Source organism: Stenotrophomonas sp. 22LJNL06-5-1 (genome assembly GCF_056861455.1).
Window position 1 is genome coordinate 111,010 of the sequence record NZ_JBSPUE010000010.1, and the last position, 25,859, is coordinate 136,868.

Below are 25,859 nucleotides of genomic sequence, written 5' to 3' on the forward strand. Positions count from 1 at the left end.
CCGGCGACCCTTGCGTGGCGCCGCAGGCCGATGATAGTGTCGGCATATCCGGCCGCGTTCGCGTGCCGCACCCTCTGGACGCAGTTTCTTCCAGACCCATTCCCAACGTTCGCCGCCCCAGCCGGGCGCTCGCACCTTCAAGCGAGGAATAACGCTCTTGTCCGATAACACTTCCGAAACCGGCAGCGCCGATGCGCCCGCCGAAAAGCGCGTGCGCAAGCCCCGCGTGAGCAAGGCCGCCGCTCCGGCAGCCGCCGAAACCAGCGCCGCTCCGGCGCAGCCGACCCTGCCGCTGGCCGCCGCGCCCGAGGCACCGGCTGCTGCCCCCGCGCCGAGCGCGCCCGCCGCCGAGGCCCCTGCCAGCAGTGGCGGTGGCGAAGGCGGTGAGGGTCGCGAATCCGGCCAGCCGCGCCAGCAGAACCACCAGGGGGGCGGCCAGAACCAGGGCCAGAACCCGTACAACCAGAACGGCCAGCAGGGCCAGGGGCAAGGTCAGGGCAACCGCCGCGACCGCTTCCGCAACCGCCGCGACCGTGACCGCAACAACCGCTTCCGCGACGATGGCCTGCCCAACGACGGCGGCGAGCAGCAGCCGTTCGTGCCGCGCCCGCATGCCAACGTGCCCGAGGGCTTCCCGGTCTACTCGCTGAGCGACCTCAAGCGCATGCCGGCACAGAAGCTGCTGGAAATCGCCGAGCAGCTGCAGATCTCCGAAGGCGTGGCCCGCGCCCGCAAGCAGGACGTGATCTTCGCCCTGCTGAAGGTGCTGACCCGCCACGGTGACGGCGTCGCCGCCGACGGTGTGCTGGAAATCCTGCCGGACGGCTTCGGCTTCCTACGCGCGGCCGAAGCCAGCTACCTGGCCGGCCCGGACGACACCTACATCTCGCCCAGCCAGATCCGCCGCTTCAACCTGCGCACCGGCGACCACATCTCCGGCCGCATCCGCTTCCCGAAGGACGGCGAGCGCTACTTCGCGCTGAACATCGTCGACACCATCAACGGTGAGCCGATCGAAGCGTCGAAGAACAAGGTGCTGTTCGAGAACCTGACCGCCCTGTTCCCGCGCCGCCGCTTCACCCTGGAGCGTGGCAACGGTTCGTCGGAAGACATCACCGGCCGCATCCTCGACCTGATGGCCCCGCAGGGCAAGGGCCAGCGCTCGCTCATCGTGTCGCAGCCGAAGGCCGGCAAGACCATGATGATGCAGCAGGTCGCTACTGCCATCACCACCAACCACCCGGACGTGCACCTGATCGTGCTGCTGATCGACGAGCGCCCGGAAGAAGTGACCGAAATGCAGCGCACCGTGCGCGGCGAGGTCATCAGCTCGACCTTCGACGAGCCGGCCGCACGCCACGTGCAGGTGGCCGAAATGGTCATCGAGCGCGCCAAGCGCCTGGTCGAGCACAAGAAGGACGTGGTGATCCTGCTCGACTCGATCACCCGCCTGGCCCGCGCCTACAACAACGTGGTGCCGAGCTCGGGTAAGGTGCTGACCGGTGGTGTGGACGCCAACGCCCTGCACCGCCCGAAGCGCTTCTTCGGTGCCGCGCGCAACGTGGAAGAAGGCGGCAGCCTGACCATCATCGCCACCGCGCTGGTCGATACTGGCTCGAAGATGGACGAGGTGATCTACGAAGAGTTCAAGGGCACCGGCAACAGCGAAGTGCACCTGAGCCGTCGCATCGCTGAGAAGCGCGTATTCCCGGCCATCGACATCAATCGTTCCGGCACCCGCCGCGAAGACCTGCTGATCGAACCGGAACTGCTGCAGAAGATCTGGATCCTGCGCAAGCTGCTGCATCCGATGGATGAAATGGCCGCGATGGAATTCCTGCTGGACAAGATGAAGAACACCAAGTCCAACGACGAGTTCTTCGGTTCGATGAAGCGCTGATCCACGGCATTGCATCGAAAAGAACCTGCCGCTCGCTGCGGCAGGTTTTTTTTTGCCTGCAGGGCGACGCACTTCACTTCGCCGCCGCCCGCTTTTGGCGATAATCCGCGCGATACCCTGCCCGGCCCCTGTGGGCCCTGCCACCGATTCCCGCTGTCGCCCCTTCCGGAGAACCGGTCGGGTCCAGCCTCCTGCCGGATCCGTCGACGCATGCGAACGCTGTCTCCCCGCCTCAACCTGGGCAAGCTGATCCTCGCCCTGGCACTGCTCAGCGCCATCATCGCCCTGGCCAACACCCTGCTGGCCAGCTACCGGGTGCAGCGCGACCAGCTGGTCGGCAACACCCTGGAAGCCAACCGCGTCTATGCCACCAAACTGGCCGAGACCACCCAGAACTTCCTGCTGGCCGCGCAGCAGCAGCTGGCCTATGCCGCGACCCGCCTGGGCGAGGACGACCTCGATCCGAAGCAGGCCCAGGATGAAGCCAGCCGCCTGCAGCTGCAGTCCAGCAGCTTCAACTCCTCGCTGGTGGTGGACGCCGACGGCCTGGTGATCGCCACCTCGCCGCAGACCCTGCAGCTGCAGGGTGAGGTGCTGCACAGTGTCGGCAACAACGCGGCACTGGCGGCGCGCCAGCCGATGATCAGCGATCCCTACCAGTCGGCCACCGGCAAGCTGCTGGTGTCGCTGTCGCACCCGATCTTCGACCGCCAGGGCCGCTATCGCGGCTATGTAAGCGGCACCCTGTACCTGCGCCAGCGCAGCGCACTGCACACGCTGCTGGGCAAGCACTACTACCGCGACGGTTCCTATCTGTACGTGGTGGACCGCAATGGCCGCCTGCTGTACCACGCCGATGGCAAGCGGGTGGGTGACTACGTGGTCGGCAACCCGGCGGTGAAGGCCGTGGTGCGCGGAGAGCGTGGCGCACAGCAGGTACGCAACAACCGCGGCGTGTCGATGCTGGCCGGCTATGCGCCGGTGGCGGCCACCGGCTGGGGCATCATCGCCCAGCGCCCGACCGAGGCCACCCTGCAGCCGCTGTCACGGCTGATGACCGCGGTGATCTGGAATGCGATTCCGCTCGGCCTGCTGTCGCTGCTGGTCACATGGTGGTTCGCGCGCCGCATTTCGATGCCGCTGTGGCAGCTGGCGCGCAATGTGCAGGGCGGCGAGGACACCGGCAATGCGATCAACCATGTCAGCGGCATTCGCGCCTGGTACTTCGAGGTCGCCCAGCTCAAGCAGGCGGTGCTGCACAGCTTCAATGCCCTGCAGGATCGTATCGGCACGCTCAACCGTGCCAGCCGTACCGACCCGCTGACCGGCCTGCTCAACCGCCGCGGGCTGCAGCAGGCGCTGGATGCGCTGCAGGTACAGGGCATTCCGTTCGCGATCCTGGCGCTGGACATCGATCGCTTCAAGTCGATCAACGACAGTTACGGGCATGACGTCGGCGACAACGCCATCGTCCACATCGCCGACCAGATGCGCCGCTACTCGCGCGACAGCGACATCCTCTGCCGCGCCGGCGGCGAGGAATTCCTGCTGCTGTTGCCGGGCATCAGTACTGAATCGGCCCGCCAGGCCGGTGAACGCCTGCGCCAGCACATCGCCGACCATCCGTTCGAACCGGTCGGCGCCATCACCGTATCGCTGGGCGTGGCCCACTTCCCCAGCTTCCATGTCGACGCCGAGCAGGCCTTGCGGCTGGCCGACAAGGCGCTGTACATGGCCAAGGAACAGGGCCGCAACCGGGTGGTGGTCTACCCTTACGCCGACTGACGCGGAACCGGGCTGCCCGGCTCCGCAGCGGGTCTCAGCCCTGCGCCAGCGGGGTCAGCAGGCGCAGGCCGCGCTTGGCGCCGTCCACCATGTAGACACCGCCTTCCGGCAGCAGATCGCTGCCGGCCTGCTCGACCGGGTCCGCCTCGCGCCACGGCACGGCCTGCCGCGGCCCCGGAATGAAAGCGCGCCAGCGGCCATAGCGTTCCGCCTCTGCATTGGGATCATTGTTCAGGGCGAAGTTCACCGGGATGCGAACCGTCCAGCTGTCCCGGGTGCTGTCCTCGCCGGTGGTCGGCGGCTTGAAGGTCCACGTGCGGGCGGTGCTGACGCTGGCTCTGGCCAGGATGTCGCGCATCTTGGCCAGGGTCCGCTCGGATGCGACCACGGCCATGTTCACCTGCTCGGCGGCCACGTCGGCCACTGTTCCGTCACGGGCCACCTTGACCAACAGCAGCACCTCACCCTGGCCACCGTTACGGTAGGCCGCTTCCGGGTAGCGCGGCGGCGTCATGTGCAGCTGGGTCACCGAATCAGTGGCCTTCGGATCGTACTCGCTGAAGTCGACACTGGTCATGCTGATTTCGTAACCGCCATCGGCCGCAGCCTTGCCGCGCAGGCGAACGCGCAAAGGGGCCCGCGTGGCCACCGCCTGGCCATCGCGCAGCGTGGGCTCGAAGCGCCAGCCACCGATGGTGCCTTCCACGAAGGAGGCGATGCTCGGGGCCACCATGGCCTTCTGGTCCAGCACCAGCGAACCGACCGCGCCCTCCGGCGTGACCTCGATATGGCCGGACAGCACCATGCTCATTTCCGCAGTCGCACGTACGGCACGTGCGGTCTGCGCAGTGGCGTCGCCTGCAAGCAGGGGGGCGCCGGCACCTACGGCCAGCGCCAGGGCGAGAAACAGTGGGGAACGCATCATTGCCGGATCCTTGGTGATGAACGGCGAGCCTATCTCAGTCCCGGCCGCGATGACAGCCGGTTCACGCCAACCGGTGTGCGCCCGCGTAGGGCGGCGTGTCCGGATAATCACCACGGGCGAAGCGTTCCTGCAGGCCCTGCCACCAGTCCGGGTCGAACAGGTGCCGGTAGTGCTCGCGCACGGCTGCCAGCTCCGCAGCCGGCAGGCCCATGAACGGGCCGAAGCGCTCGGGAAACACATCGCGCGGGCCGACATGGAACCATGGCTCGTCGGCCATTGCTTCCTCCGGCGTACGTGGCTGCGGCCAGGCGCGGAACACGCAGTCGCTGACCAGGCACAGCTCGTCATAGTCATAGAACACGGCCCTGCCGTGACGCGATACGCCGAAGTTCTTCGGCAGCATGTCACCGGGGAAGATGTTGTTGCGCGCCATGTCGGTGATCGCCTGGGCGTAGTCGAGCACCGCCGCGCGCACCGCCTCCCCGGACTGCTCGCGCAGGTACAGGTTCAAAGGACGGAAACGACGCTGCACATAGCACAGTGCGACTTCGACCTCGTCGCCATCGACACGTACGCTCTGCGCGCACTGCTGCAGCAGCTCTTCCAGCAAGGCCGGCGCGAAGCGCTCGCGCGGAAAACGCAGATGACGATAGGGCTGCGCATCGAGCAGGCGGCCGACACGATCGAGATTGAACACCAGCGCGTACTTCTCTTCCACCTGCTGCCGCGACATTGCCTTGGGCCAGGCGAAACGGTCACGGATCAGCTTGAACACCAACGGATAACTGGGCAGCGTGAACACCGCCATGACCATGCCCGGCGTGCCTTCGGCGCGCACCAGGCGTTCCTGCGGGTGCTCGTTGAAGTGGCGGAAGAAGGTGCGGTAGCGCTCGGTCTTGCCCTGTTTGGCGCGACCCAGCACCGTGTAGATCTCATCGATGGGCTTGCCTGGCAGCAGGCTGCGCAGGAACACCACGGCGTCGCCCACCGTGCCCAGATCGGCCTGGAAGTAGCTGCGCGACACGCCGAACAGATGGGCGACATCACGGCGCCGGGTCAGCACCGCATCGGCACGCAGGCCGCGCTCATCGTTGACCAGGGCAATCACGCATGGCGAGAAGCGATGCTCGCCGAACACGCGGCCGACCAGGTAGGCGCGGCGCTCACGGTAGAACACGGTGTCGAGCAGTTCGATGCTGCGTACCGGCGTGTCACCCCAATGGGCGAGGTCGTCCTGCAGGCGCACGGCGATGGCCGCCGCGCAGCGCAGCTGGTGCGCGTACGGAATGTCGAAGCGATAGTCGGCCAACACGCGTTGCAGGGCCTCCACCGGCCGCGTCGGCGAGACGGCATAAGTATGCCGCGCGACCGGATGGGTGATTGCATCGGAGGGCTCGACGTCGAAAGCAATGAATTCCAGCGCCGGGTCCACGCCGCGGGTAGCGAACAGGCGCCGCGACAGCGTGTTGTAGAAGGTCTTGTACAGCTCGGCATCGATCAGGCCCTGCAGCAGCGCGCTGTAGCGGGCGTGCACCTGCAACCACAGCGCGCGCTCGCCGATCGCGTCACCGGCGAGGCGACGCAACGCATCCATCTGCTCGGCGATGCACAGGTCGTACAGGGCGATGCGCTCGACCGCATCCTGTCGCGCGCCTGCCCAGTCGCGCTGCTCGAAGCGCTGCCGCGCCCGCGCGGTGATCGCCGCGAAGCGGGCATGGTACTGCTCGAAACCATCGCGGATGGCACCGGCGATACGCGGCGCCAGCTCGGCAGCGATGTCAGGCTTGGACATGCATGGCTCACCCGGGAGGACCGGCTTCACCATACGCTGGCGTGTGCGATGCCGTCGAGCGCGAAGGTAGTGCCGGCCGCTGGCCGGCAGCACCTGGACCGTCGATGGATTGATGCAGATGCCGGCCAGCGGCCGGCCTACCGGCTCAGATCGCCAGTTCGGCCTCCACGTCCTGTACCTTGCGCCGCGCCAGCGCCAGGTTGGATTTGGTCCGGTCCAGCACGATGTAGAAGAAGAGGCCCTTCTTCTTCGCCACCGGGCGCATGATGTGGTACGCCTTGCCCAGCGAGATCAGGATGTCCTCGATGCTGTCGTTGAGGTTCAGCGACGCGGCGGTCTTCATCTTGGCGCGGATCACTTCGGTGTTGCCGGCGGCGGCCACTTCCATGTCCATGCCGGCACCGGCTTCGCCCAGCAGCATGCCGCTTTCGTAGTCGACCAGCGCCACTGCCTGCGCGCCGTCGATGCCCATCAGTGCGTTCAACGATTCATTCAATCCAGCCACGTCGCACCCCTTGTCGATGTTGGTTCGAGCCCCTCGTTCCCCTGCGGCCGGGCTCACGATCCGCCGAGTTCGGCCAGGATCGCCTGGCCACATTCCCTGCTCTGCCACAGCACCTGGCCGATCACGCTGCGCTGGTCGCAGGCCGCCATCAGCAGCAGCGGTGCGCGCGCCTCGGCCTGGATCGCCAGCATCAGCACCTTGCCGCCTGCGGCCTCCAGCATCAGCGTCTGCAGATCCCCAAGCACCAGTTCGCGCCCGACCGCTGCGGCCAGCGCCAGCATCGCGCTGGTCATCGCTGCCAGCCGTTCGCCGCGCCCTTCGGCCCCGGCACTGACCAGGGCAAAGCCGTCGACACTGGCCAGCACCACCGTGCGCACGCCTTCCACCCGCTGTTGCAGGTCCTGCAGCAAGGGCTGCAGGCGCTCACGCTGGCCGGCATCGGGCAGCACCGCCATCTGCCCGTCAGCCATGCGCCGCCACCAGTGCGTGCGCTTCCATTTCGCTCATCAGTACATCCATCAGCAACAGTCCCTGTTCGCGGTCACGGGCATCCACCGCCAGCAGCGGCAGTGGTTGGTCATCGAGGTGGGCACGTGCGGCCCAGTCATCCAGTGCGGCCTGTGGTGCCAGGTCCAGATGGGTGACCGCCACCACCAGCGCCAATGACGATGCGAACGGCCGCAGCACCTGCAGGTAGTCCTGCAGTTCGGTGGCCAACCCGGCACGGCGCGCGTCCAGCAGCAGCACCGCGCCACGTGCGCCCTGCAGCAGGATCGGCCACAGGAAATCAAAGCGTTGCTGGCCGGGCGTTCCGTAGAGCCGCAGGCGTTCGCCGTTGGGCAGGTCGATGTCTGCGTAGTCCAGCGCGACGGTGGTGGAGGCCTTGTCGGCACCGAGGCGATCACTGTTGGCCACATCGGTGTCGATCACCGCGCCGGCCGCGATGCTGCGCACCAGGGTCGACTTGCCGCTGCCCATACCACCGAGCACCACCACCTTGTGCTCACGCATTGCGCTCGCTCCCGCGCAGGTGGCGCCACAGGCGGGCAAGCAGGCCGGTGTCGGTGCCGCTGCCGCGTAGCGCCGTCATCGGTGCCGCCGGGGCGCTCTGCAACTGCGCGTAACCGCAAAGATAGGCTGCATGGATGAAATCGCGCACCGCCGCAGCCGGCAACTCGAGCAGCATCGCGCATTCTTCAACCGTGCACGCGCGCTTGAGCAGCAGCGAGCACAGGCGGAAGCCATCGTGGTCGTGGCCCAGCACACGGAAGTCCGGCCAGCGCAGCAGCTTCACCGAGGCGCCACGCAGGCGTTCGTCCAGTGCCTGCCAATGGCGGCTGCGTTGCGCCCATTGCCACAGCAGCGGCCGCAGTGGCTGGCGTGGCCGCTCGCCGGCCAGCGCCTGCAGGCGTGCGGGTGACAGCGCATCCAGTTGCAGGCGTTCGAAGGCATCGGCCAGGCGCTCCACCAGCGCACTCGCGGGTTCCTGCAGCAGCACGGCCTGATCATGCTCAAGGTCCATCAGCAGGACGGGTTCACCCGCATCACTCAGCAGTGCCTGCCCCTGGCGCAGGGGCAGCCGCTCGCGCAGCAGGCGGGTGATGGCATGTGCACCATCGGCCAGGCGGATCGGTGCAGGTGCATGCATGGCCAGGGGCTCCGGTATCAACTGCATGCGGCGCAGCGCGCGGCCGATGGCACCATCGTCGAGCACGTCCTGGTGCCCGTCGCCGTCACGCAGCTGGCCGCCCAGGTCTTCGATCCAGCACTGCAGTCGCGGACGCTGCTGGCGCATGCGCTGGGCCGCGTTGCGCAGCGCCGGCGTATCGCGGATGACCAGCAGATCGCAATCGTCCAGGTCCTGGCTGCGGCGGATCTGGCCGTCCGGCAGGGCCGATGCCACGCGCAGCCGCTGCAGCAGGGCCTGCTCGCCCTGGATGTCGGTTCCCACTACCAGCACGCGTGCCATCCGTGTTCCCCGTGCGGCCACCTCCCCGGTGGCCTCGCGTCGCCAAGGCTAGGGCATCGCCAGCGGCGGCCGTCGTGATCGACTGCTCAGATCGAAGGCAGTTGCAGACGGTGTCCGATCGGTTCTGCGACGGCCATCGCGGGCAAGTTTCATGCCCCTTTGACGGCATTCCGACAGCCGACGGATGTCACGGTTTCATCGCCTGGGGTCAGATCCCTTTTGCATGGCAAAAGGGATCTGACCCCAGAGCCAAAAAAGAAACCCGCGCCGAAGCGCGGGTTCCAGTGTCACGACCGAACGGCGATGGATCAGCCGCGCAGCTGCTCCAGCGCGGCGTTGAAGGTCGCGCTCGGGCGCATCGCCTTGCTGGCCTTGGCCACGTCCGGGCGGTAGTAGCCACCGATGTCCACGGCCTTGCCCTGCACCGCGATCAGCTCTTCGACGATCTTCTGCTCGTTGTCGGTCAGCGCCTTGGCCAGCGGGGCGAAGCGCGCCTTCAGTGCGGCGTCTTCGTCCTGCGCGGCCAGGGCCTGGGCCCAGTACAGCGCGATGTAGAAGTGGCTGCCACGGTTGTCGATGCCACCCAGCTTGCGCGACGGCGACTTGTCGTTGTCCAGGAACTGGCCGTTGGCTTCGTCCAGCGCCTTGGCCAGCACGCGGGCGGCAGCGTTGTCGTAGCGGTTGCCGAGGTGTTCCAGCGACGCGGCCAGGGCCAGGAACTCACCCAGCGAATCCCAGCGCAGGTAGTCCTCTTCAACGAACTGCTGCACGTGCTTCGGGGCCGAACCACCGGCACCGGTCTCGAACAGGCCACCACCGGCCATCAGCGGCACGATCGACAGCATCTTGGCGCTGGTGCCCAGCTCCATGATCGGGAACAGGTCGGTCAGGTAGTCGCGCAGCACGTTGCCGGTCACCGAAATGGTGTCCTCGCCCTTGCGGATGCGGTCCAGCGAGAACGCGGTGGCTTCCACCGGCGGCAGGATGCGGATGTCCAGGCCGTTGGTGTCGTGGTCCTTCAGGTACTGCTCGACCTTGGCGATGACCTGCGCGTCGTGGGCGCGGGCGGCATCCAGCCAGAACACGGCCGGGGTGCTGCTCAGACGCGCGCGTTCGACGGCCAGCTTCACCCAGTCCTGGATCGGCGCGTCCTTGGTCTGGCACATGCGCCAGATGTCACCGGCTTCCACGGTGTGTTCGAACACCACGGTGCCCGCGTCGTCGGTGACCTTGACCACGCCATCGGCAGCGATCTGGAAGGTCTTGTCGTGCGAGCCGTACTCTTCGGCCTTCTGCGCCATCAGGCCGACGTTCGGCACCGAGCCCATGGTGGCCGGATTGAACGCACCGTGCGCCTTGCAGTCGTCGATGACGGCCTGGTACACGCCGGCGTAGCAGCGGTCCGGAATGACGGCCTTGGTGTCCTGCAGCTTGCCTTCGGCATTCCACATCTTGCCGGAGTCGCGGATCATCGCCGGCATCGAGGCGTCGACGATCACGTCGCTCGGCACGTGCAGGTTGGTGATGCCCTTGTCCGAGTTGACCATGGCCACGCCTGGACGCTGTGCGTACTCGGCAGCCAGGTCGGCTTCGATCGCAGCGCGGGTGGCTTCGGGCAGCGACGGCAGGCGCGCAGCCAGGTCACCGATGCCGTTGTTGGCATCGAAACCGGCCTGCTTCAGCACGTCGGCATGCTTGGCCAGCACGTCCTTGTAGAACTCGTTGACCGCCACGCCGAACATGATCGGGTCGGAGACCTTCATCATGGTCGCCTTCAGATGCAGCGAGAACAGCACGCCCTGGGCCTTGGCATCGGCAATCTGCTCAGCGATGAACGCGGCCAGCGCCTTGCGGCTCATGACGGCGGCATCGACGATCTCGCCGGCCTTGACCGCGGTCTTTTCCTTCAGCACGACGGTGCTGCCGTCCTTGCCGTGGAAGGTGATCTTCAGCGCACCGGCGTTGGCCAGGGTGGCCGACTTCTCGCTGCCGTAGAAATCACCGGCGGCCATGTGCGCGACGTGCGACTTCGAATCCGACGCCCAGGCGCCCATGCGGTGCGGGTGCTTGCGCGCGTAGTTCTTCACCGACAGCGGCGCGCGGCGGTCCGAATTGCCTTCGCGCAGCACCGGGTTCACCGCACTGCCCTTGACCTTGTCGTAGCGCGCCTTGTAGTCGCGCTGCTGGTCGTCGGCCGGGGTTTCCGGGTAATCCGGCAGCGGATAGCCCTGATCCTGCAGTTCCTTGATGGCCGCCTTCAGCTGCGGCACCGAGGCGGAGATGTTCGGCAGCTTGATGATGTTGGCGTCCGGCGTGGTCGCCAGCTGGCCCAGCTCGGCCAGGTCGTCGCTGACCTTCTGCGCGTCGCTGAGCAGTTCCGGGAACAGCGACAGGATGCGGCCGGACAGCGAGATGTCACGGGTTTCCACCACGATGCCTGCGGTGGCGGTGTAGGCGCCGACGATCGGCAGCAGCGACTGGGTGGCCAGGAACGGGGCTTCGTCGGTCAGCGTGTAGAGGATCTTGGACATGGGGGACTTGGACTCTGTAGCAGTGCTCAGGGGAAGGCCGGCGCCAGCGCCGGGCCACGTGCAACCGTGTCGCGCGCGGGGCCGGGCCCCACGCTTTCCCCCGTCGCCGTCAGGGTGGGCGCGCGGCGGGGAAACCCCTGCATTGTCGCGTTTTCAGCCGCGCGGGGCAAAGCCGCGCCATACGCGGCGGTACTGCATGCCGGCAACGCTGTGATCCATCCACGCACGGCGTGGGTGAAGCGCGGCCCGCGCTGTCAGTAGATCCACGCCATGCGTGGATGGGGCCAGCCGCCGCCCAATAAAAAAGGACGCAGCCTCGCGGCTGCGTCCATCGTGAGCCCTGCCGGGAGAGAGTCGGCAGGACTTACTTGACCTCGAACTCCTGCGGCGTTCCGGCCGCCTTGCCATCGACGGTGACCTCGGCGCGGTACTTGCCGGCCGGCCAGCCCTTTGCATTCTTGAAGGTGACGTTGGTGGTTTCCGCACCACTGGTGTTCAGGGTGGCGTTCTGCTCGCCGGCCACCTGGCCGTCCTGGTAGGTCAGCTTCGCGCCAACGGTGACGTTGTTGGCGGCACCGTCGGTCTTGACCGAGACGATGACGTCATCCTTCGGTGCGAACAATGCCGTCGTCGCAACCGACTTGTCGGCGGCTGCGGTCTTGCCGACGGTGACCGCCGAGACGCTGACTGCAGCGGCTTCGGCCATCGGCGGCGGTGCGCCGGTCATCGGTGCAGGTGCTGCCGGTTCGGCCGGAGCGGTCGCTGCGGGAGCGGCGTTGCTGTCGGTCGATTCTTCTTTCTTCTTGCAACCGACCAAGGCAACGCTGCCCAGCAGGGCGGCGATCAGGGCGGTCTGGAGCGGGGTGGTCTTGATCATTCGGGGTTCCTCCCAGGGATTGTCGGACGGCGTTCTGCCGGCTTACTTCGGCGGCAGCTTCAGGGTCTGGCCCGGGAAGATCTTGTCCGGGTCATCAAGCACATCGCGGTTGGCTTCGAAGATCTTCTTCCAGGCATTGGCGTCGCCCAGATGCTGCTTGGCGATCTTCGACAGCGAGTCACCCTTCTGCACGGTGTAGGTGCCGCCGCTGACGACGTCTGCGGTGCTGTCCACCGAAGCGCTGACGCCAGAGAAGTCTGCCTTCGGCACCTGCTCGGCGGTACTGTCGACACTGCCACTGACGCCGGAGAAATCGGCTTTCTTCTCGGTACTCATCCACAACTCCCGTCTGCATGACTACGTGATTCGCACGGTGCCATGGAGGTTGTTAAATGGGGATGGTGCAGATGTGAAGCCGGCCCCGGGCGCGGCTGAACAATCGGGAGAGACGGTGCCCGATAGTGCCGGCCGCTGGCCGGCTTGCCCTGGCCCTGGATGCGGGTTCCCTGCGGTTGCCGGCCAGCGGCCGGCACTACCCGTAACCGCCTGCGGCGGTTACTGCCGCAGTTCGCGGTAGGTCGCAGCCGGAGCCGCGATGCCGGGGCTGGCACGCCAGGGATTGATGTCCAGGCCACCACGGCGGGTATAGCGGGCCTCCACTTCCAGCCATTGCGGCTGGCAGCGCGCAGACACCTCGCTGAAGATCCGCTCAACGCACTGTTCGTGGAACTCGGCATGCTCGCGGTAGCTGACCAGGTAGCGCAGCAGGCCGGCACGGTCGATTTTCGGCCCGCGGTAACGCAGGCTGACCGTGGCCCAGTCCGGCTGGCCGGTGACCGGGCAGTTGGACTTCAGCAGCGATGAGACCAGGGTCTCCTCCACCACCTCGCCCGCATCGGCGGCGAGGAAGTCCGCCTGCGGCGGGCCGTAGCAGTCGATCTCCACGTCCAGCCCGTCGATGGACTCACCGAGCGGCGTCTCGCGCAGGCCCGGCAGGCCGAACTCGACCTGGACCGGCGCACCGGCGCAGGCCGACAGGTCGGCCACCAGACGCTCGCGCAGTGCCTCGGCGCTGTCGATGCGGGTGCTGTTGAGGGAGTTGAGGTACAGCTTGAACGACTTCGATTCGATCAGCCGCGGCGAGGTGCACGGCACCTGCACGGTGGCGACGGCGACCTGCGGCTTGCCACGCGGGTCGAGCCAGCTCAGCTCGAAGGCGTGCCAGCGGTCGTGGCCTACGAACGGCAGCGCGGCATCGTCGAGGCCGATCTCGGCGCGCGCGCCGCTGCGGGGGATGGGAAACAGCAGGCCGGGATCGTACTGCGACGGGTAACTGACCTCGCGACCGAGGCTGGAATCCTGTGGGGTGTTCATGGGGGCATTGTATCGCGGGCGGGGCGGGCCTTCGGCCGGGCTGGCCAACGGCGGAGCCCCTCCGTGGTGGTTCAGGGCAGGATCTCGGGGTCGGCCGGGAGGGTGGGTTGGCTGGGGGCCGCTGCAAGTACGTCCATGTAAGCTCGGTCGCCGCATCCATGCGGCTCACGCCCCCAGCCAACCCACCCTCCCGGCCATGGACAATTTCCCGCGCCACCACGGGAAAGATCAGAAAAATCAGAATCAAAAGCAGATGCTTCAGACATTCATGTCGCCTGCCGTGTCGACCAAGGTCGACACCCACCAGAAGCAGAGTGTCGTTCCGACAGCCGCGGGAAACTGTCGAAGGCGGGGTGGGTCCGGTTGAGGGGGTGTCCGCGGCATGGATGCCGCGGCCAAGCCCCCAGGGATGGGTTTACGGCGTCCCCCTCAACCGGACCCACCCCGCCATCCCACGGAATGCCCGCTTTTGACGTTGACGTTGCCGTTGATCCAAGCGGGTGCAGGGCGCAGCCCTGCCGGAAACCCTCATCCCGCCGGAGTGCCGGCACCGTGCAGGTAATCCAGGCTCACCTGCAGCAGCGCGCGCAGTCCCACGTCCAGCGCCTTCTCATCCAACAGGAACTTCGGCGAATGGTTCGCCGGCGCCGTCGCCGGGTCGATGCCCACGCTGGTGGAGCCGACGAAGAAGAACATCCCCGGCACTTCCTTCGCGTACAGCGAGAAATCCTCCGCACCCATCTGCAGCGGCGGCTCGTACACGTTGTCCTTGCCTACCACCGCCTGCAGGCTCGGCAGCATCTTCGCGGTCAATGCCGGGTCGTTCACCGTGGCCGGATTGCCGTCGGCCTCGTAGATCTCGGTCACCGCTTTCGCACCATGCGCGGCGGCGGTGTGCTCGGCCACGTTGCGCAGGTCGGCAAAGATCTGCTGGCGCATGCCTTCATCGAAGGTGCGGATGGTGCCGACCATCTCCACTTCATCGGGAATGATGTTGTAGCGGATGCCGCCGTTGATCGCGCCGAAGGTCAGCACCGCCGGCTGCTTGGACAGGTTGGCACGGCGGCTGACGATGGTCTGCGCGGTTCCCACCAGATCGGCGGTGGCGACGATCGGGTCAATGCCGTTCCACGGTGCAGAACCGTGCGTCTGGCGACCGGTCACCTTGATCCCGAACCGATCCGAAGCCGCCATCAACGGGCCGCCACGCACGGCAATCTGCCCGGCCTGCACGCTGGAGAACACATGCAGGCCAAACACGGCTTCCGGCTTGAAGTCGGCGAACAGGCCTTCCTTCAACATGAGTGCGGCGCCACCCTCCTCCGGTGGCGGCGCGCCTTCCTCGGCCGGCTGGAAGATCAGCATCACCTGGCCCGGCAGGTCCTTCTTCATCGCGACCAACGCTTCGGCCACGCCCAGCAGGGTGGCGGTGTGCGCGTCATGGCCGCAGGCATGCATCACGCCCACGGTCTGGCCGCGGTACTGGTCGGTGGCCTTGGAGGCGAACGGCAGGCCGGTCTGCTCGGTCACCGGCAGCGCGTCCATGTCGGCGCGCAGGGCGATCTTCGGGCCGGGCTTGCCGCCTTCGATGATCGCCACCACGCCGTGGTGGGCGATGCCGGTCTTCGGCTTCAGGCCCATCGCACGCAGGCGCTTGGCGACCTCGGCCGAGGTTCGCACCTCGCGGTTGGACAGTTCCGGGTGCTGATGGAAGTCACGGCGCCATTCGACCACCTTGGCCTGCAGGCGCTGGGCGGCGGCGGTCACTTCGGGGCGTTGCCCGTCCTGGGCATGGGCAAGGGCCGGCAGGGCCAGCAGCAGGGCGGACAGCAACAGCGAACGGCGCATCGCGATCTCCACGGCAGGGGGTTCCAGCTGAATGTAGGGCAACGCCGCCGCCACGGGAACCTCCGCGGCCAGATCCGGTCATAGCGCCCGTCCCATCCGTCATGCAGGAAACGTGATGTGGCGCAGGTATGCTTTGCGCATTGCCAACCGGGGCCGCGCCCCGTCCAGCCCTCTTGGAGTCCTTGAATGTCACGTGTTTGGAAGATCGTGCTGCTGGTCGTGGCGGTACTGGTGCTGGCCGTGGTCGGCCTGCGCGTACTCGGCGGGGGCAAGGACAAGGCCGGTGGCGCGGCAACAGCGGCGCGCCAGGGCGGTGAAGACCCGGATGCCGGCCCGGTGCCGGTAACTGTGGTGGATGCGGCGCGCCAGGACGTGCCGGTCTATGCCAGCGCGCTGGGTACGGTGACGGCAATGAACACCGTCACCGTCAGCCCGCAGGTCGGCGGACAGCTGATGAGCCTGAACTTCCGCGAAGGCCAGGAAGTGAAGAAGGGCGATGTGCTGGCGGTGATCGACCCGCGCACCGCCCAGGCCAGCTATGACCAGGCGGTGGCATCCAAGCGCCAGAACGAGGCGCTGCTGGCCACCGCGCGTTCCAACTACCAGCGCTCGAACGCGCCGGAGTACCGCCAGTTCGTCGCCAAGACCGATCTGGATACACAACGAAACCAAGTGGCACAGTACGAAAGCGCCGTGGCCGCCAACGAGGCCAGCATGCGCTCGGCGCAGGTGCAGCTGCAGTACACCAAGGTCACCGCGCCGATCACCGGCATCGCCGGCATCCGTGCGGTCGACGCCGGCAATGTGGTCAACGCCGGCACCGCGCTGGTCACCCTGACCCAGATCCATCCGATCCACGTGCTGTTCAACCTGCCCGAGCGCCAGCTCGGCGATGTGCGCCAGGCGCAGGCCGCCGGTGCGGTACCCGTCGCGGCGCTGGACCGCGCCGATTCGCACGTGCTGTCCGGCGACGGCAAGCTCGACGTGGTCGACAACCTGATCAGTGCCGACAGCGGCACGTTCAAGGCGCGCGCGATCTTCGACAACACCGACAACGGCCTGTGGCCGGGCCAGTTCGTCAACGTGCGCATGCAGCTGCGCACGATCACCGGCGGCGTGGTCATTCCGACCCAGGCCGTACTGCGTGGGCCGGATGGCGAGTACGTCTATGTCGTGCAGGGCGACAACACGGTGAAGATGCAGACCGTGCGCAGCGGCGTGGAAGTGGGCGACAGCCAGGTGCAGATCGCCGAAGGCCTGAAGGGCGGCGAGCGGGTGGTCAGTGAAGGCCAGTTCCGCCTGAAGCCGGGCAGCAAGGTCACCGCGCTGAAGCCGGGCGAGACCCCGGTCGCACCGACCGAGGCCGAACTGAAGGCCGCCGAGCAGAAGAACGGCGGCGGTGGCCGTCGCGGTGGTGGCCCGCGCTGAGCGCAGGCCACTGACCTTCCCGCGCCGGCAAGCCTGCCGGCGCTGCCATTGAAGTGCCAGCAAGGATCAGTCCGTGGGCTTTTCGACGATCTTCATCCGCCGCCCCATCGCCACCTCGCTGTTGATGGCGGGCCTGTTGCTGCTGGGCATCCTCGGTTACCGCAAGCTGCCGGTTTCGGCGCTGCCGGAAATCGATGCGCCCAGCCTGGTGGTCACCACCCAGTACCCCGGCGCCAACGCCACCACCATGGCCTCGCTGGTCACCACGCCGCTGGAGCGCCAGTTCGGGCAGATCTCCGGGCTGGAGCTGATGACGTCCGACTCGTCGGCCGGGTTGTCCACGATCATCCTGCAGTTCTCGATGGACCGGAACATCGACATCGCCGCGCAGGACGTACAGGCGGCGATACGCCAGGCCACCCTGCCCTCGTCGCTGCCCTACCAGCCGGTCTACAACCGGGTGAATCCGGCCGACGCGGCCATCGTCACCCTGAAACTGACCTCTGACACGCGCCCGCTGCGCGACGTCAACAACTACGCCGACTCGATCCTGGCCCAGCGCCTGTCGCAGGTGCAGGGCGTGGGCCTGGTCTCGATCGCCGGCAACGTGCGCCCGGCCGTGCGCATCCAGGTCAATCCGGCACAGCTTTCGAACATGGGCCTGACCCTGGAGCAGCTGCGCAGCGCGCTGACCCAGGCCAACGTCAACGCGCCGAAGGGTTCGCTGAACGGCAAGACCCAGTCCTACAGCATCGGGACCAACGACCAGCTCACCAGTGCCGCCGAGTACCGCGACACCATCATCAGCTACAAGAACGGCCGCCCGGTGCGGCTGTCCGACGTGGCCGAGGTGGTTGATGGCGTGGAGAACGACCAGCTGGCCGCCTGGGCCGATGGCAAGCCGGCGGTGCTGCTGGAAGTGCGCCGCCAGCCGGGCGCCAACATCGTGCAGACCGTCGAGCGCATCCGCGCGATCCTGCCGCAGCTGCAGGGCGTGCTGCCAGCCGACGTGCACCTGGAGATCTTCAACGACCGTACCGAGACCATCCGCGCCTCGGTGCATGAGGTGCAGTTCACCCTGATCCTGACCATCGGCCTGGTGGTAGCGGTGATCTTCGTGTTCCTGCGCCGCCTGTGGGCCACGATCATTCCCTCGGTGGCCGTGCCGTTGTCGCTTGCAGGCACCTTCGCGGTGATGGCCTTCACCGGCATGTCGCTGGACAACCTGTCGCTGATGGCGCTGGTGGTGGCCACCGGTTTCGTGGTCGACGATGCGATCGTGATGATCGAGAACATCGTGCGCTACATCGAACAGGGCAAGAGTGGCAAGGAAGCGGCCGAGATCGGTGCACGCCAGATCGGCTTTACCGTGCTGTCGCTGACCGTTTCACTGGTGGCGGTGTTCCTGCCGCTGCTGCTGATGCCCGGCGTCACCGGCCGCCTGTTCCACGAGTTCGCGTGGGTGCTGAGCATCGCCGTTGTGCTGTCGATGCTGATCTCGCTGACGCTCACCCCGATGATGTGCGCCTACCTGCTCAAGCCCGACGCCCTGCCCGAGGGCGAGGACGCGCATGAGCGCGCGGCAGCGGCAGGCAAGCAGAATCTGTGGACGCGCACCGTCGGCCTGTACGAGCACAGCCTGGACTGGGTGCTGGGCCACCAGCGCCTGACCCTGGCCGTGGCCGGCGGCGCACTGGTGCTGACCGTGCTGTTGTACGTGCTGATTCCCAAGGGCCTGCTGCCCGAACAGGACACCGGCCTGATCACCGGCGTGGTCCAGGCCGACCAGAACATCGCCTTCCCGCAGATGGAGCAGCGCACCCGGCAGGTCGCTGAGGCACTCCGCCAGGATCCGGATGTGACCGGCGTATCGGCCTTCATTGGCGCGGGCAGCATGAACCCCACGCTCAACCAGGGCCAGCTGTCGATCGTGCTGAAGGAGCGCGGCGAGCGCGATGGCCTGGATGAGATCCTGCCGCGCCTGCAGAAGGCGGTGGCCGGTATTCCGGGCGTGGCGCTGTACCTGAAGCCGGTACAGGACGTGACCCTGGACACCCGCGTGGCTGCCACCGAGTACCAGTACTCGCTGTCGGACGTGGATTCGGCGACGGTGGCGACCCAGGCCACGCGCCTGACCGAAGCGCTGCGCAAGCGCCCGGAACTGGCCGACGTCGACAACAACCTGTCCAACCAGGGCCGCGCGCTTGAACTGAACATCGACCGCGACAAGGCCAGCGTGCTGGGCGTGCCGATGCAGACCATCGACGACACGCTCTACGATGCGTTCGGCCAGCGCCAGATCTCGACCATCTTCACCGAACTCAACCAGTATCGGGTTGTGCTGGAAGTGGCGCCGGAGTTCCGCACCAGCACCGCGCTGATGGAACAGCTGGCCGTGGCCTCCAACGGTGCAGGCGCCCTCACCGGCACCAATGCCACCAGCTTCGGCCAGGTCACCTCGTCCAACTCGTCCACCGCCACCGGCATCGGCGCGCAGAACACCGGCATCACCGTCGGCGCCGGCAGCATCATTCCGCTGTCGGCACTGGCCGAAGGCAAGGTCAGCAGTGCGCCGCTGGTGGTCAGCCACCAGCAGCAGCTGCCGGCGGTGACGGTCTCGTTCAACGTGGCGCCGGGCTATTCGCTGTCCGAAGCCGTGCGTGCGATCCAGGAGACCAAGGACAGCCTGGACATGCCGGCGCACCTGCATGCCGAATTCATCGGCAAGGCCGCCGAATTCACCGGCAGCCAGACCGATGTGGTGTGGCTGCTGCTGGCCTCGCTGGTGGTGATCTACATCGTGCTGGGCGTGCTCTACGAGAGCTACATCCACCCGATCACGATCATCTCCACGCTGCCGCCGGCCGGTGTCGGCGCGCTGCTGGCGCTGATGCTGTGCGGGCTGAGCCTGTCGGTGGACGGCATCGTCGGCATCGTGCTGCTGATCGGCATCGTCAAGAAGAACGGCATCATGATGGTGGACTTCGCGATCGAGGCGCGCCGCGCCGGTGCCAATGCGCATGAAGCGATCCGCCGGGCCTGCCTGCTGCGCTTCCGCCCGATCATGATGACCACCGCCGCAGCCATGCTCGGCGCGCTGCCGCTGGCACTGGGCACCGGCATCGGTTCGGAACTGCGCCGCCCGCTGGGCATCGCCATCGTCGGTGGCCTGCTGCTGTCGCAGCTGGTGACCCTGTACACCACGCCGGTGATCTACCTGTACATGGAGCGCTTCTCCGAATGGCTTGCCCGCCGCCGCGAGCAGCGCGCACTGCGCGACGGTTCGCTGCAGGAGCCACAGGCATGATCCACGCCCCGCTGCCGCGGGGGGCCGCACGGTGAACCTGTCCGGCCCCTTCATCCGCCGCCCGATCGGCACCGCGCTGCTGGCCATCGGCCTGTTCATGGTCGGTCTGATCTGCTACCTGCGCCTGGGCGTGTCGGCACTGCCGAACATCGAGATCCCGGTGATCTTCGTGCACGCCAGCCAGTCCGGTGCAGATGCGGCAACCATGGCCTCCACGGTCACCGCGCCGCTGGAACGCCACCTCGGCCAGCTGCCGGGCATCGACCGCATGCGCTCGTCGAGCTCGGAAGGCAGCTCGCTGGTGTTCATGATCTTCCAGAGTGGCCGCAACATCGATTCGGCCGCGCTGGACGTACAGACCGCGATCAACTCGGCGCAGGCCGACCTGCCCTCGGGCATGGGTTCGCCGATGTACCAGAAGGCGAACCCGAACGACGACCCGGTGATCGCCATCGCGCTGACCTCGCAGACGCAGTCGGCCGATGAGCTGTACAACGTCGCCGACTCGCTGCTGGCGCAGCGCATCCGGCAGATTAGCGGCGTCGCCTCGGTCGACATCGCCGGTGCTTCGACGCCGGCGGTACGCGTGGACGTCAACCTGCGCCTGATGAACGCACTCGGCCTGACCGCCGACGACCTGCGCAACGCCGTGCGTGCGGCCAATGTGACCTCGCCCACCGGCTTCCTCAGCGATGGCAACACCACCACCGCGATCATCGCCAACGATTCGGTCGCCCGCGCCGCCGACTTCGCCGACCTGGTGGTCAAGACCCAGGGCGATGGCCGGGTAATCCGCCTGAAGGACATCGCCAACGTCTACGACGGCCAGCAGGACGCCTACCAGGCAGCCTGGTTCGATCGCAAGCCGGCGGTGGTGATGTACGTGTTCACCCGCGCCGGCGCCAACATCGTGGAGACCGTGGACCGGGTCAAGGCGCAGATCCCCGCGCTGCGCGACTACCTGCAGCCGGGCACCACGATGACGCCGTACTTCGACCGTACGCCAACCATCCGCTCGTCGCTGCATGAAGTGCAGATCACCCTGCTGATCAGCCTGGCGATGGTGGTGCTGACCATGGCGCTGTTCCTGCGCCGTCTGGCACCCACGTTGATCGCCGCCGTGACCGTGCCGCTATCGCTGGCCGGTGCCGCGCTGGTGATGTACGTGATGGGCTTCACCCTGAACAACCTGAGCCTGCTGGCGCTGGTGATTGCGATCGGCTTCGTGGTCGACGATGCGATCGTGGTGATCGAAAACATCATGCGCCACCTCGACGAAGGCATGCCGCGGATGCAGGCGGCGCTGACCGGCGCGCGCGAGATCGGCTTCACCATCGTCTCGATCACCGCCTCGCTGGTGGCGGTGTTCATTCCGCTGCTGTTCGCCAGCGGCATGATGGGCGCGTTCTTCCGCGAGTTCACCGTCACCCTGGTGGCAGCGATCGTGGTCTCGATGATCGTCTCGCTGACGTTGACCCCGGCGCTGTGCAGCCGCTTCCTCAGTGCGCACGACCACAGCGCACCGCCGTCGCGTTTCGGCCGCTGGCTGGACGCAGGCCATGAGCGCATGTTGCGCATCTACACCGTGTTCCTCGATTTCTCGCTGCGCCACGCGCTGCTGCTGTCGCTGACGCCGCTGCTGCTGATCGGTGCCACCGTCTTCCTGTTCGGTGCAGTGAAGAAGGGCGCGTTCCCGCCGCAGGACACCGGCCTGATCTGGGGCCGCGCCAACTCCAGCGCCACGGTCTCCTTCGAGGACATGGTCAGCCGCCAGCGCCGCATCACCGACATGCTGATGGCCGACCCGGCGGTGAAGACGGTGGGCGTGCGCCTGGGCAGCGGCCGCCAGGGCTCCAGCGCACAGTTCAACGTCGAGCTGAAGTCGCGCAAGGAAGGCCGCCGCGAAACCACCGCCCATGCCCTGGCGCGACTGAGCGCCAAGGCCGACCGCTACCCCGACCTGCAGCTGCGCCTGCGCGCGATCCAGGATCTGCCCAGCAACGATGGCGGTGGCTCCAGCCAGGGCGCGCAGTACCGCATCTCGCTGCAGGGCAATGACCTGGCGTCACTGCAGGAATGGCTGCCCAAGCTGCAGGCGGAGCTGAAGAAGAACCCGAAGCTGCGCGACGTCGGCACCGACGTGGACAATGCCGGGCTGCGCCAGAACATCGAGATCGACCGTGCCAAGGCGGCCCGCCTGGGCGTTTCGGTCGGCGCCATCGACGGCGCGCTGTACGGCGCGTTCGGCCAGCGCCAGATCTCCACCATCTATTCGGACATCAACCAGTACAGCGTGGTGGTCAACGCCCTGCCTTCGCAGACCGCTACGCCGGCGGCGCTGGACGAGGTGCATGTGCGTGCGCGCAACGGTGACATGGTGCCGCTCACGGCGGTGGCCAGGCAGGTGCCGGGGCTGGCGCCTTCGCAGATCACCCATGAAAACCAGTACACGACGATGGACCTCAGCTACAACCTGGCGCCGAACGTGAGCATGGGCGAGGCCAAGGCGATCATCGACGCGACCGTGGCCGGCATGCGCATGCCCGGCGACATCCGTCTGGCTGATGACGCCGGCTTCGGGTTCAACTCCGACCCCAGCGACATGCTGATCCTGGTGTTTGCTGCGATCCTGACCGTGTACCTGGTGCTGGGCATGCTCTACGAGAGCCTGATCCACCCGGTCACCATCCTGTCCACGCTGCCGGCGGCGGGCGTGGGTGCGCTGCTGGCGTTGTTCGGCACCAACACCGAGTTGTCGGTGATCTCGATGATCGCGCTGGTGCTGTTGATCGGCATCGTCAAGAAGAACGCGATCATGATGATCGACTTCGCGCTGGTGGCGCAGCGCGAACATGGGCTGGCACCGCGCGAGGCGGCACGTGAGGCCAGCATCGTGCGCTTCCGCCCGATCATGATGACCACCATGGTGGCGATCCTGGCGGCGGTTCCGTTGGCGATCGGCCTGGGCGAAGGGTCCGAGCTGCGTCGTCCGCTGGGCATCGCGATGATCGGCGGCCTGCTGTTCTCGCAGAGCCTGACCCTGCTCAGCACGCCGGCACTGTACGTGATCTTCTCCTGCCTGGCCGAGCGCTGGCGGGCACGTCGCGCGCGCAAGCGCGAAGCGAAGCTGCTCAAGCGCGCGCAGCGGGCGTAGAACGGCCCATCCACGCATGGCGTGGATCTACGGGGGTAGAGCCGGCCGCTGGCCGGCTTTCTCCGTACAGCGAATCTGCCGGCCAGCGGCCGGCACTACCGTGGGCACGAATGGTGGGTGCGGACCGTGCGAATGGTGGGTGCGGACCGTTGGTCCGCACACCTCTAGGTTTGACGTGCCGTAACGAAAAGAGAACAATTCTCATCCAGCCATGGTCCTGCGCCCCTTCGCGGCGCCCCGCTGCCATCTCCGGCCAGCCTGTGTGATCCCAGCCACTGCCCCTTCCCCCCACCCGTGGGCGGATGGCCTGTGGCCGTCCGTCGAGGACCACCATCGATGCTGCCTTCCCGTCTCCCCCGCCTGGCCCTGCTGGCCGTCGCCCTGTCCGCCGCCTGCGCTGCCCATGCCGAAGCGCCGGCCGTCAGCCGTAACGCCACCGATCTGGATGCGGTGAAGGTCACCGCCGAACGCACCCATACCAACGCCGGCGCACTGGGCGACCGCGCCCTGCGCGACACGCCGTTCGCGATCACCGCCGTTGGCCGCGAGCAGATCGAGCAACGCCAGGTGGTATCGCTGGGCGAAGCCTTCCTGCTCGATCCCTCGGTCACCACCCAGGTCAGCGCCTATGCCAGTGGCTGGAGCTCCCCCATCCGCAACCGCGGTCTGGAGCTGAACTACGACAGCTACCGGGTCAATGGCCTGCAGGTCTCTTCCTGGGGCACCGAATGGCCGCTGGAAGTGATGGAACAAGTCGATCTGCTGAAAGGCCCGGGCGGGTTCCTGTACGGGTTCGGTGCACCCGGCGGCATCGTCAACTACATCACCAAGAAGCCGACGGACACACCCACCTTCTCCGCCCAGCTGGGCTGGCGCGAACAGGGCATCGTCAGCGGCGGCATCGACGTTGGCGGCCGCTTCGGCAACGAGCAGATGTTCGGCTACCGCTTCAATGCGTTCCAGGAAAAGGGCGAGACCTTCAATGGTGGGCACGTCGACCGCAAGGTAGGCGCACTGTCGCTGGATGCGCGCCTGAGCGATGTACTGACCTGGACCTTCGACGGTGTGTTCCAGTCGCGCGACCTGCGCGAAGAATCGCCGCAGTACTACTTCCGTGGCCTGACGTCGTTGCCGCGACCGATTGCCGGGGATACCGACAACAGCGTACCCGGCACCTACTACGACACCCGATCCAGCCTGCTGTCGACCGGCTTGAACTGGCAGATCAACAGCGACTGGAAAGCCAGCCTGAGTTACGGCGTCACCACCTCGTGGAATGACGTCAACAAGATCTTCGCCTACATCGACAATCCCAACGGCGACTACGACGTCAACGTCTACGAACTGGGCGGCAAGAGCGAGTGGAAGCTGGCGCAGGCGATGCTGCAGGGCAACTTCCGCACCGGCCCCCTGCAGCATCAGGTGGTGGCGGGCATCAGCCACCAGACCGGGCTGGGCTGGGACCGCCCCTACGAATGGAATCTGATCGGCCGCGCCAACCTGTACCAGCGCCACGCCATCCGCCATGACGCCGTTGGTTCACGGGTGATGACCCGCGGCGACGAGACCGTGCAGCAGGCGGTGTTCGCAAGCGATACCGTCGATCTCGGCAGCGGCTGGTCGGTACTGGCGGGCTGGCGCTACAACGACTTTGAGACCAAGGGCCGCTACCACACCTACCCGGTGACACCGACCTACGCGGTGATGTTCAAGCCCAGCGAGGCGGTCACCCTCTACGCCAGCTACATCGAATCGCTGGAAGCGGGCAGCCGCGTGGGCAACAGCTACGTCAACGCGGGCGACGTGCTGGACCCGACCATCAGCAAGCAGTACGAGATCGGCGCAAAGGTCGAGGCGGCACGCTGGAATGCGAACCTGGCGGCGTTCCGGCTGGAGCGTGGCGCCAACATTGATGAACTCACGCCTGCCGGCAAGCGCCTGGTACAGGACGGCATCACGCTGTACGAAGGCATCGAAGCCAGTGCCGACCTGCACCTCACCGATGCACTGAGCATCGGCGGTGGCATCACCTGGCTGGACCCGACCTACGACAAGCTGTCCCCGACCAGCGCCGCACAGGAAGGCAACCGTACCGCCGGTGCTGCACGCTGGAGCGGGGTACTGCATGCCACCTACCAGCTGCCCTGGGTGGATGGGCTGGAGACCTACGCCGCCGTGCGCTACTACGGCGATGTCTGGTATGACGCCGACAACACCCTGAAGCTGCCCGACTACACGCTGGTCAATGCAGGCATCGGCTATCGCCTGCTCGCCTCCGGCCACCCGGTGACCGTGCGCGCCAGCGTCGAGAACCTGGCCAACCGGAAGTACTGGTCCAACGCCGGCGCCGGCCTGCCGCGCACGTTCGCGGTGAGCGTGCGGTTCGACATGTAAGGCCCGGCAAACCGGTAGTGCCGGCCGCCGGCCGGCTCCCCGCACCTTCGTCCGGGCGCATGAGAGCCGG

Annotated in this window: 17 protein-coding genes; 6 read left to right on the plus strand and 11 right to left on the minus strand. The window is 67.0% G+C overall.

Annotation, left to right across the window (positions count from 1 at the left end; all coding sequences use genetic code 11):
• Positions 1 to 157: 157 nt before the first annotated feature.
• Positions 158 to 1,900 carry a transcription termination factor Rho gene (gene rho / locus AC13GF_RS19255; protein WP_029379723.1) on the plus strand — a complete coding sequence of 581 codons (1,743 nt, stop codon included), beginning with the start codon at positions 158 to 160 and terminating at the stop codon, positions 1,898 to 1,900.
• Between the two features lie 210 nt (positions 1,901 to 2,110).
• Positions 2,111 to 3,685: a sensor domain-containing diguanylate cyclase gene (locus AC13GF_RS19260; RefSeq protein ID WP_483005685.1), complete on the plus strand. Its 1,575-nt coding sequence runs from the start codon at positions 2,111 to 2,113 to the stop codon at positions 3,683 to 3,685.
• Positions 3,686 to 3,719: 34 nt separating this feature from the next.
• Here the strand turns inward: AC13GF_RS19260 and AC13GF_RS19265 are convergent, their stop codons facing one another.
• The 11 genes from AC13GF_RS19265 to AC13GF_RS19315 form a co-directional block, all read right to left on the minus strand.
• Positions 3,720 to 4,610, minus strand: a complete 891-nt coding sequence (locus tag AC13GF_RS19265) for an energy transducer TonB (RefSeq protein ID WP_483005686.1) — start codon at positions 4,608 to 4,610, stop codon at positions 3,720 to 3,722.
• Positions 4,611 to 4,671: 61 nt separating this feature from the next.
• Entirely contained in the window at positions 4,672 to 6,402 is a 1,731-nt protein-coding gene (gene aceK / locus AC13GF_RS19270; RefSeq protein WP_483005687.1) for a bifunctional isocitrate dehydrogenase kinase/phosphatase, read from the minus strand.
• Positions 6,403 to 6,547: 145 nt separating this feature from the next.
• The gene (locus AC13GF_RS19275; RefSeq protein ID WP_005419760.1) at positions 6,548 to 6,907 is read right to left on the minus strand and encodes a hypothetical protein; all 360 of its coding nucleotides are present in this window, start codon (positions 6,905 to 6,907) and stop codon (positions 6,548 to 6,550) included.
• 53 nt (positions 6,908 to 6,960) lie between these two features.
• Positions 6,961 to 7,377: a roadblock/LC7 domain-containing protein gene (locus AC13GF_RS19280; protein ID WP_483005688.1), complete on the minus strand. Its 417-nt coding sequence runs from the start codon at positions 7,375 to 7,377 to the stop codon at positions 6,961 to 6,963.
• Positions 7,370 to 7,918: a GTP-binding protein gene (locus tag AC13GF_RS19285; RefSeq protein ID WP_483005689.1), complete on the minus strand. Its 549-nt coding sequence runs from the start codon at positions 7,916 to 7,918 to the stop codon at positions 7,370 to 7,372. Before AC13GF_RS19285 ends, AC13GF_RS19280 begins: the two co-directional genes overlap by 8 nt.
• Entirely contained in the window at positions 7,911 to 8,876 is a 966-nt protein-coding gene (locus AC13GF_RS19290) for a hypothetical protein (RefSeq protein ID WP_483005690.1), read from the minus strand. The genes AC13GF_RS19285 and AC13GF_RS19290 overlap by 8 nt, the downstream gene beginning before the upstream one ends.
• A gap of 308 nt (positions 8,877 to 9,184) precedes the next feature.
• Positions 9,185 to 11,407, minus strand: coding sequence for an NADP-dependent isocitrate dehydrogenase (locus AC13GF_RS19295; RefSeq protein WP_483005691.1), 2,223 nt, complete (start codon positions 11,405 to 11,407; stop codon positions 9,185 to 9,187).
• A gap of 364 nt (positions 11,408 to 11,771) precedes the next feature.
• Positions 11,772 to 12,284 (minus strand): hypothetical protein, encoded by a 513-nt coding sequence (locus AC13GF_RS19300; protein WP_032130280.1) that lies wholly within the window; start codon positions 12,282 to 12,284, stop codon positions 11,772 to 11,774.
• A gap of 42 nt (positions 12,285 to 12,326) precedes the next feature.
• A complete protein-coding gene (locus AC13GF_RS19305) occupies positions 12,327 to 12,620 on the minus strand; it encodes a LysM peptidoglycan-binding domain-containing protein (protein ID WP_005419771.1) in 294 nt (97 codons plus the stop codon).
• A 219-nt stretch (positions 12,621 to 12,839) separates the two neighbouring features.
• Positions 12,840 to 13,658, minus strand: coding sequence for an NADPH-dependent 7-cyano-7-deazaguanine reductase QueF (gene queF, locus AC13GF_RS19310; RefSeq protein WP_483005692.1), 819 nt, complete (start codon positions 13,656 to 13,658; stop codon positions 12,840 to 12,842).
• A 528-nt stretch (positions 13,659 to 14,186) separates the two neighbouring features.
• Positions 14,187 to 15,506, minus strand: a complete 1,320-nt coding sequence (locus tag AC13GF_RS19315; protein WP_126929675.1) for a M20 family metallopeptidase — start codon at positions 15,504 to 15,506, stop codon at positions 14,187 to 14,189.
• 186 nt (positions 15,507 to 15,692) lie between these two features.
• Here AC13GF_RS19315 and AC13GF_RS19320 point away from each other — a divergent pair, with 186 nt between their 5' ends.
• The 4 genes from AC13GF_RS19320 to AC13GF_RS19335 all read left to right on the plus strand — a co-directional run bounded on the left by AC13GF_RS19320 (position 15,693) and on the right by AC13GF_RS19335 (position 25,789).
• Complete coding sequence (locus AC13GF_RS19320; RefSeq protein ID WP_483005693.1) at positions 15,693 to 16,934, plus strand: efflux RND transporter periplasmic adaptor subunit; 1,242 nt, start codon at positions 15,693 to 15,695, stop codon at positions 16,932 to 16,934.
• Between the two features lie 73 nt (positions 16,935 to 17,007).
• Positions 17,008 to 20,241, plus strand: a complete 3,234-nt coding sequence (locus AC13GF_RS19325; protein WP_483005694.1) for an efflux RND transporter permease subunit — start codon at positions 17,008 to 17,010, stop codon at positions 20,239 to 20,241.
• A 31-nt stretch (positions 20,242 to 20,272) separates the two neighbouring features.
• Positions 20,273 to 23,395 (plus strand): efflux RND transporter permease subunit, encoded by a 3,123-nt coding sequence (locus tag AC13GF_RS19330; protein ID WP_483005695.1) that lies wholly within the window; start codon positions 20,273 to 20,275, stop codon positions 23,393 to 23,395.
• Positions 23,396 to 23,731: 336 nt separating this feature from the next.
• Positions 23,732 to 25,789, plus strand: coding sequence for a TonB-dependent siderophore receptor (locus AC13GF_RS19335; protein WP_483005696.1), 2,058 nt, complete (start codon positions 23,732 to 23,734; stop codon positions 25,787 to 25,789).
• Positions 25,790 to 25,859: the final 70 nt, after the last annotated feature.